At 67.7% G+C, this 6643-nt stretch carries 9 protein-coding genes; 6 read left to right on the top strand and 3 right to left on the bottom strand.

Features of this window, described 5'->3' with window-relative positions:
- Both MKL20_RS28230 and MKL20_RS28225 read left to right on the top strand, forming a co-directional pair.
- On the top strand, positions 1-307 hold a 307-nt coding region (locus tag MKL20_RS28230), incomplete at its 5' end, for a hypothetical protein (RefSeq protein ID WP_244039455.1).
- Between the two features lie 463 nt (positions 308-770).
- Positions 771-935 (top strand): hypothetical protein, encoded by a 165-nt coding sequence (locus MKL20_RS28225; protein ID WP_243943906.1) that lies wholly within the window; start codon positions 771-773, stop codon positions 933-935.
- 383 nt (positions 936-1318) lie between these two features.
- On the opposite strand, the gene MKL20_RS28220 is transcribed toward MKL20_RS28225, so the two are convergent.
- Positions 1319-2290 carry a metallophosphoesterase gene (locus MKL20_RS28220; RefSeq protein ID WP_244039454.1) on the bottom strand — a complete coding sequence of 324 codons (972 nt, stop codon included), beginning with the start codon at positions 2288-2290 and terminating at the stop codon, positions 1319-1321.
- A 619-nt stretch (positions 2291-2909) separates the two neighbouring features.
- Here MKL20_RS28220 and MKL20_RS28215 point away from each other — a divergent pair.
- From MKL20_RS28215 to MKL20_RS28200, 4 genes are all read left to right on the top strand, one after another.
- Positions 2910-3152, top strand: a complete 243-nt coding sequence (locus tag MKL20_RS28215; protein ID WP_244039453.1) for a hypothetical protein — start codon at positions 2910-2912, stop codon at positions 3150-3152.
- Between the two features lie 492 nt (positions 3153-3644).
- Positions 3645-4136, top strand: a complete 492-nt coding sequence (locus tag MKL20_RS28210) for a MucR family transcriptional regulator (RefSeq protein ID WP_244039452.1) — start codon at positions 3645-3647, stop codon at positions 4134-4136.
- A 234-nt stretch (positions 4137-4370) separates the two neighbouring features.
- On the top strand, positions 4371-4673 hold the full coding sequence (locus MKL20_RS28205) for a TraR/DksA C4-type zinc finger protein (RefSeq protein ID WP_244039451.1): 303 nt from the start codon (positions 4371-4373) through the stop codon (positions 4671-4673).
- Positions 4674-4973: 300 nt separating this feature from the next.
- Complete coding sequence (locus MKL20_RS28200) at positions 4974-5756, top strand: collagen-like protein (protein ID WP_244039450.1); 783 nt, start codon at positions 4974-4976, stop codon at positions 5754-5756.
- A 267-nt stretch (positions 5757-6023) separates the two neighbouring features.
- On the opposite strand, the gene MKL20_RS28195 is transcribed toward MKL20_RS28200, so the two are convergent.
- Positions 6024-6245, bottom strand: coding sequence for a hypothetical protein (locus tag MKL20_RS28195; RefSeq protein ID WP_244039449.1), 222 nt, complete (start codon positions 6243-6245; stop codon positions 6024-6026).
- A 91-nt stretch (positions 6246-6336) separates the two neighbouring features.
- Positions 6337-6643 (bottom strand): hypothetical protein (locus MKL20_RS28190; protein ID WP_244039448.1); only part of this gene is annotated, 307 nt, incomplete at its 5' end.

Here is a 6643-nt window from a genome sequence, read left to right as displayed (position 1 = left end):
GAGCACCGGACCATCCGGGCCGGGATCGGTCCGGCGCCGGGGCCGGTGCGGGGACGGGATCGCCGACGGGATCGTCATGAAGGGTCTGCTGCTGAACGCGCTGCTCGGGGTGGGTCTGGGGCGGTTCGGCTCGGTCTGGGGTCTGCCGGTGTTCCTGCCGGTCGTGGCAGCCGAGCTCGCCTACGGGTTCCAGATCCATCATCTCAGCCTCAGTGGCGGGCTGCGGCGCGGGGTGGCGCTGCTGATCTGCGGCCAGCTCGGCTTCCTGCTCGGCGCGCTGCTGCGGCCGCTGCCGGGCGAGGGGTGAGGCGGGGCGCGCGCTACCTGACGGATCCGGCTGGTGAACGAATTGCTAACCGATACGGCCGCGTCGAGGTTTGTGGGGCGAGGAGGTTCAGTCTTGGACGAGAACGATCCGCACTGGGACGCCGACCCGCTCTGGTACGACCGGGCGGAGCCGGAGGCGGCGCCTAGCCTCGTACTGGAGGGCTTGGCGTATCTGGTCCTGCTGCTGCTCGCCGGGATGGCGTGCGGGGTACGGGTATATCGGCTCCCGGACGCGCTGTGGTGCCGGGCCGCGGACTGGCTCGCACGACGGACCACAGGACCACGCCGATCGTGAGCCAGCTTAAGGCGATAGACCTATAGCGCGTGCTTGTGAGGTGCGAGCCACTGAGCCCTGGCCGTCTAACCCGTGGCTCGGCTCGGCGATCGTCGCGGAACCCGTGCGGGAGGCCATGGCTTCATGGTACAGAGGGATGGCTGGGCCGATGAAGACATTACCGAGCGAGACCGGACCGGCCGGACGGGACCGGAGCCTCGGCCAGCGCCTCTTCGCGCGCTACGGCTCGACCGCGATCCTGAGCGTGGTGTTGCTCGTTGTGGTCGGCTGGATCGGAATCCTAGGCTGGGTGGTGACGCGGCTGTTCGGCTGACTCCAGCTCGACTCGATACGGCCGGGCGGCCTCATCGGGCATCAGCGGAGCATCGCGGCACAGCCGCCAGAACTCGACCAGACCGGCCGCATAGGCGGTGAGGATCACGGCAGCCCAGTGCATGATCGTGTCCTCTCAAGCGCCATCGATGCACCTTCGTGCACGCGAAAGCTTGACGTTTCCTCACCGGCCTCATGGAGCGACCGGGTTTAGGCAATATAGTGGCATATTACCGGCACTACAGCAGGCAATGTGCATTTATTTTGCGCAATTGGCCATTATGGCTGAACTGAACAGGACAATCATGGCGTCGATCGGCGTCTTCCGACGTTGATCGGCGAATCGCTGGCGCCTCGTCCACCCGCCCGGAGCCCCGGCAACGGTTACGCCGCCCCGCCCAAGCCGCGGACGAAGACCGGCTGCGTAGGATCGCCCTCCGAGACAGATTCGAGATCGACCACCACGATCTCCGGTGGCACGCCCAGTCGCAACGGCCGGCCCGCCACGAAATGAGAGCCGAGCCCCGCCGAGACGATCAGGTCCCGCCCCGCCTCGGCGATGTGGCCGTAGGCGTAGCGCAGCCCGTACCGGGACGGGATCCACGGCGACCAGCCCAGGATCCGCACCTGGCCGCCATGCGTATGGCCGGACAGGGTCAGCGCGACCCGCGGGTCGAGTCCAGTGGCGAACAGATCCGGCTCGTGCGCGAGCAGGATCACGGCTCCCTCTGCGGGCACATCCCGAAGCGCCCGCGCGAGGATCTCCGACCTCTGCCGGTCGAGGCGCTCCGGATTTAAATCACGGCCCGGCGTCGCCTCGCTCTCGAGGCCGACCAGCCAGAGCGGGGCGCGGACATCGAGGCGCACGGCCGCGTTTTCGACAAACGCGATGCCGGCCGCCCGCAGGGCGCGCTCGGCGCGGGTCGGGCCGTGGCCGCACCGGAGCGCCGCGCGATCGTCCCCCCAATCGTGGTTGCCCTGGATGGCGTACACCCCCTTCGGTGCCCGCAATCCGCGCAGGAGATTCGCCACCGTCTCGAACGGGACGGCGCCGCGACTCTGGGAGCCGTAATCGCCCAGCAGCACCGTGACGTCGGGGGCGAGCGCGTTGGTGCGCGCGACGACATCGGCGATCGCGCCCTCGCCCATGCAGCGGGGATGGGCGTGGACATCCGTGAGCACCGCGATTCGCATCCTCAGGCCGGCCGGCCATCGTGGCGGGCACAGCCGGTAATGCGTCACCTGCACCCGATGGGGCTCGAACGCTGTCGCGTAACCTGCGCTCGCGAGACTTCCGGCCGCCGCGCAGGCGGCCGCCAAGGTCGGTCGGGACAGAAGCGTGCGGCGGGTCAACATCGGCGGACGGCTCGGCTCGGATCGAAGCCTGCGTAGCACGGCCCGGCTTCGTGTCCGGCATTGCAGCCATGAGACGCCGACACCGGCGGCGTATGGGCGGCGCGCCGATCAGGCGGGGCTTGTGCGACGGCCGCGACAGGATTGATACGGAGGGCCGGACCGGCATGGCAGTCATCGCGGCCGCTGATCCCAGCACAGGGCCACAAGCTGCAAGCAGAGATGGCGCGACGGGAGACGCGCACGGCCTCTCGCGCGCGTGAGCGAAACGCGATGTCATCCGACTGGTCACGTTGCTTGGGTTCAAGGTCGCCGCCATCGGATCACGACAGGGCAGACGATTGCGACGATGCGTGGTTTTCTGTTTTTCGTCAGAAACGAAAGGCCCGAAGGCACCTGTGAAATCCGGTGCAAGGCAGATGTATTCGACCAGAGGTCAGATATTCGGTATTCGGACGACAGGCAGACGACCTCGATCCAGGCGCGATGCGCCAATCTCCGCCATCGTCCCGATCGAAAATTTTTAATTCGCCGTTAAATAAGTATTGATCCGAGAAAAAGAGCATGTCATGAGGCTTTCAGTTCGCGGGCAGGCGTATCTTTGCTGCCCAGGATTGAATTCATGCACACCGCCTTTTCCATCGAGCCGCCCCCCTGCGGGTCGGTCCTCGACCGTCGTACCATCGCCTTGGCGAATGCCCGGTGGTTTCGCGCGATGGCGTGGCGCGCCCTGCGCGATGGCGCCCCGAAGGGCGCATTGCGCGCCGCCAATGCGCGTGCGGCCGCCCGCATCGTGCTGCGCCAAGCAAGACGCGACGCTCTGGTCAATCGACTGGTGACCGACGCCCTGGCGATGAGTGACTGATCCGCTGCCGCGTTGAGGGCCTCTCGGCCGCGGCGGTCGGAACGCAACGTCGTTGCCAGCTTTCACATCCGTCGGCGGGTCATGCCTGGACGGGACGCCATCCGGCCCGCAGCCGCATGCCGTCAAGCAGGACAACATGCCCTTGGATCCAGTCTTTGCATAAGCAACACAGGTTGCGCGCCCACGTTATGAGGGTGACCGCCGCCTGAACACCGGCGACGCTCGAAGATCTGATTTGATCTCGGGATGCGTTGGAGCGCTGCGATCCCTGTAGAAATACCCACCGGCTTGCATTGGTAAAAATATCGGTGCCATCGAAGCGCTCGTGATCGAACAAAAGATCTTATCCGTTAACGAACGCCGCGCCGATTGCCGCGCCTGACACGCGTCGTTAACGCTCAATGAATTCCATCGCAGAAAACCGGAACGGATCAACGCGTCCCTCGTAGATGCCCCAAGGTATGACGAAGGTTGTGCCGCCAGGAGTCAGCAATGGACGACGATCTCGAAGCGCGGCCTCTCGATGTCAGGCATCTGACGGCAAATATCGTGACCGCCTATGTTTCCAATAATCATGTCCAAGTCTCGGATTTGCCCAAGCTTCTCGCGAGTGTTTACGCCGCTGTGGAGGCGGCCGCGCAGGGACATGGTCCGGCGCCTGCGGTTGCAGAGGGCCCGGTCGAGAAACCGTCCGCTGCCGAGATCCGGCGCTCGGTCGGCCGCGATGCCCTGATCAGCTTCGAGGACGGCAAACCCTACAAGACCTTGAAACGGCATCTCACCGGCCGCGGCCTCACGCCGGAGGGTTATCGCGAGAAGTGGGGGCTGCCGCGGGATTACCCGATGGTCGCGCCGGATTATGCCGAACGGCGATCCGCCCTGGCGAAGGCGATCGGCCTCGGGCGGCCAGGCGGAGGGGCTTCAGCCGGCGACGAGCCGAGTCGCGCGGAGCCCAAGGTTCAACGCCGAAAGAAGTCGGCCTGATAGACGGGCTCCGGAGCGACGCCGTGGCTCTCCTGAGTTCCACCGTCATCACGCGCGAAGCGACATGATCCAGGGCGGCACGAGACGCGCAGGGCCCCCCGACGCAACGGCCTCGCTTCGCTCGCGGCGGCAGAACGATCACCAAGCGATCACCGGGAGCCCGCGACACGCCGTTCGGAAGGCATGAAACCGTGGGGGCGTTCTGCGCGGAACGCCCCCACGATCAATTCGCGCGTGATTGTGTCGCTGATTCAGACCGCGAGCGTCCCAGGAATTGCGATCCGCGACACCGAACTGGTATTCACCCGCGCGATGCCGAACGAAAGATCGATACCGACGGCACGCACCATCTGTCGATCCTGCGGCGAGACGATCCGCGCGGGCACGACCTATTGCGTCGCGTGCGCGACCCGTCAGGCCGATAGCGACGCCGCCGTCTTCGATCGTTGGCTCGCCATCCTGTTCAGCGGTGCGGGCATCGTCGTCCTGGTGCTGGCCGCCTATATCGCAGCCCGATATCTCAACCTCCTGGCGTGATCTCTCGCGAGCCGACGCATCGGCGATGATGGCTCTGCCCGAGAGTCCCGCTGGCCTCGGCGCAGGAGAGCCGGAGCCGTCGCCCACCCGCACGGCAAAGGCCTCGCGGTGCCGCGACGGCGTCGGATCGTTCGGTCATCGGCGAGCGCCGGCGCCGTCGTCCGGCGCGGCGCCCGTGCATCCTTCGCCTTAAGAACAGGTCTCGTCCGCCCGCGGCTGCGCCGAAATATGTACGTCGCGGCCCGATAGAGCCGAGCTATGCCGAGTCCTACCCAATCCGGGAATTTGGGGGTTTGCAGGATGGCTCGGCGATCGATTCTGGTCTTGGCGCTCTGCCTCGCGTCATCGGCCGCGTGGGCCGCCGGCGACATCGCCGTGGACATGGCGATGATCTCCAACGGCGATCTTAGGGTCTTCGGCACTCTGGCGCCGCCGCGCGCGGCCAGCGTCGTGCTGGACGACAAGTTCGACACGCGGGCGGACCAGGACGGGCGCTTCGCGTTCCGGATCCCCTATCACCCGGAAACCTGCGTGGTGACGCTGAAATCCGAGGCGATCAGCCGGCAGGCCGTCGTCGGCTATTGCGCCCGGCCAGCGCCCGTGAAGCAGGCCGCGGCTGCGCCGTCGCACCCGGCCCCCGTAATGCTGGCGGCAAACACGCCCAAGGGCGAGGTCGGCCCGCGCGGTCCGCAGGGGGCCGCCGGTCAGCAAGGTCCGGAAGGGCCGCAAGGCGAGCGTGGCGCGAAGGGCGATCTCGGCCCGGTCGGTCCCCCTGGGCCGCCCGGCCCCGCGGGACAGGGAGGCGCGAAAGGCCCGGCTGGCGAACGCGGCGAGCGCGGCCCGGCGGGACCGGCCGGGCCCGAGGGCAGGCCGGGAACCGCTACCGTCGCCCTGCGGGTCCAGGTCGAGGAGTGTACCGCAGGCGGACGGTGCGTCGCCTCCTGCGCGTCCGAGGAGTTTGCCGTGAACGGCACCTGCAGCGGCGGTGAGCGTCCAGCCATGGACGAGAGCAGCATCTACTGCTTCGCCATGGGGGCGGCCCCGACCGCCATGAAGGCCCGGGCCATCTGCGCAAAGCGGTGACGCAGGCGTTCGCCTCGGCAAGGCGATGAAGGCGCATCAGCCGGCCCGTTCCGTCGGTCCTCTCACCGGCTCGCGTGCCAGAGGATCCCGCGCGGATGCCGGGGCTCTTGTCGGCGATCGCGACCGGCACGATGTGGCCGTGACGGTCGAAGAACGGGATGGCTTTGGGACCCGAGCGATGGCCCTTCGCCCAGCCCGGTTGGAGAATCCCAAACGCGGACGGACACCATCGAGCCCCGCGATCCCTTGAGCGAGGGGCCGTTTATCTCACGACCGGCGCGGGCCTGTGGTCCGTCGCGCCAGCCAGTCCGCGGCCCGGCACCACAGCACCTCCGGGAGCCGGTACACCCGTATCCCGCACGCCATCCCGGCGAGCAGCAGCAGGACCAGATACGCCAAGCCCTCAAGCACGAAGCTAGGCGCCGCCTCCGGCTCCGCCCGGTCGTACCAGAGCGGGTCGGCGTCCCAGTGCGGATCGTTCTCGTCCAAGACTGAACCCCCTCGCGCCGCAAACCCGGGCGCGGCCGTATCGGTTAGCAATTCGTTCACCAGCCGGATCCGTCAGGGAGCGCGCGCTGCCTCACCCCTCGCCCGGCAGCGGGCGCAGCAGCGCGCCGAGCAGGAAGCCGAGCTGGCCACAGATCAGCAGCGCCACCCCGCGCCGCAGCCCGCCACCGACGCTCAGATGATGGATCTGGAACCCGTAGGCGAGCTCGGCCGCGACGACCGGCAGGAACACCGGCAGGCCCCAGACCGAGCCGAACCGCCCCAGACCCACCCCGAGCAGCGCGTTCAGCAGCAGACCCTTCATGACGATCCCGTCGGCGATCCCGTCCCCGCACCGGCCCCGGCGCCGGACCGATCCCGGCCCGGATGGTCCGGTGCTC

It is taken from the genome of Methylobacterium sp. E-066 (assembly GCF_022829635.1).
In the GTDB taxonomy this organism is placed as follows: domain Bacteria; phylum Pseudomonadota; class Alphaproteobacteria; order Rhizobiales; family Beijerinckiaceae; genus Methylobacterium.
Note: the sequence above shows the minus strand (reverse complement) of the source record. Positions and strands in the feature narration are given on the sequence as shown.

What these genes read in the sequence shown, in the direction of transcription:
- MKL20_RS28225 (WP_243943906.1), top strand. Translation starts at nt 771, where the DNA reads ATGAAGACATTACCGAGCGAGACCGGACCGGCCGGACGGGACCGGAGC.
- MKL20_RS28210 (WP_244039452.1), top strand. Translation starts at nt 3,645, where the DNA reads ATGGACGACGATCTCGAAGCGCGGCCTCTCGATGTCAGGCATCTGACG.
- MKL20_RS28200 (WP_244039450.1), top strand. Translation starts at nt 4,974, where the DNA reads ATGGCTCGGCGATCGATTCTGGTCTTGGCGCTCTGCCTCGCGTCATCG.
- MKL20_RS28220 (WP_244039454.1), bottom strand. Translation starts at nt 2,290, where the DNA reads ATGTTGACCCGCCGCACGCTTCTGTCCCGACCGACCTTGGCGGCCGCC.
- MKL20_RS28215 (WP_244039453.1), top strand. Translation starts at nt 2,910, where the DNA reads ATGCACACCGCCTTTTCCATCGAGCCGCCCCCCTGCGGGTCGGTCCTC.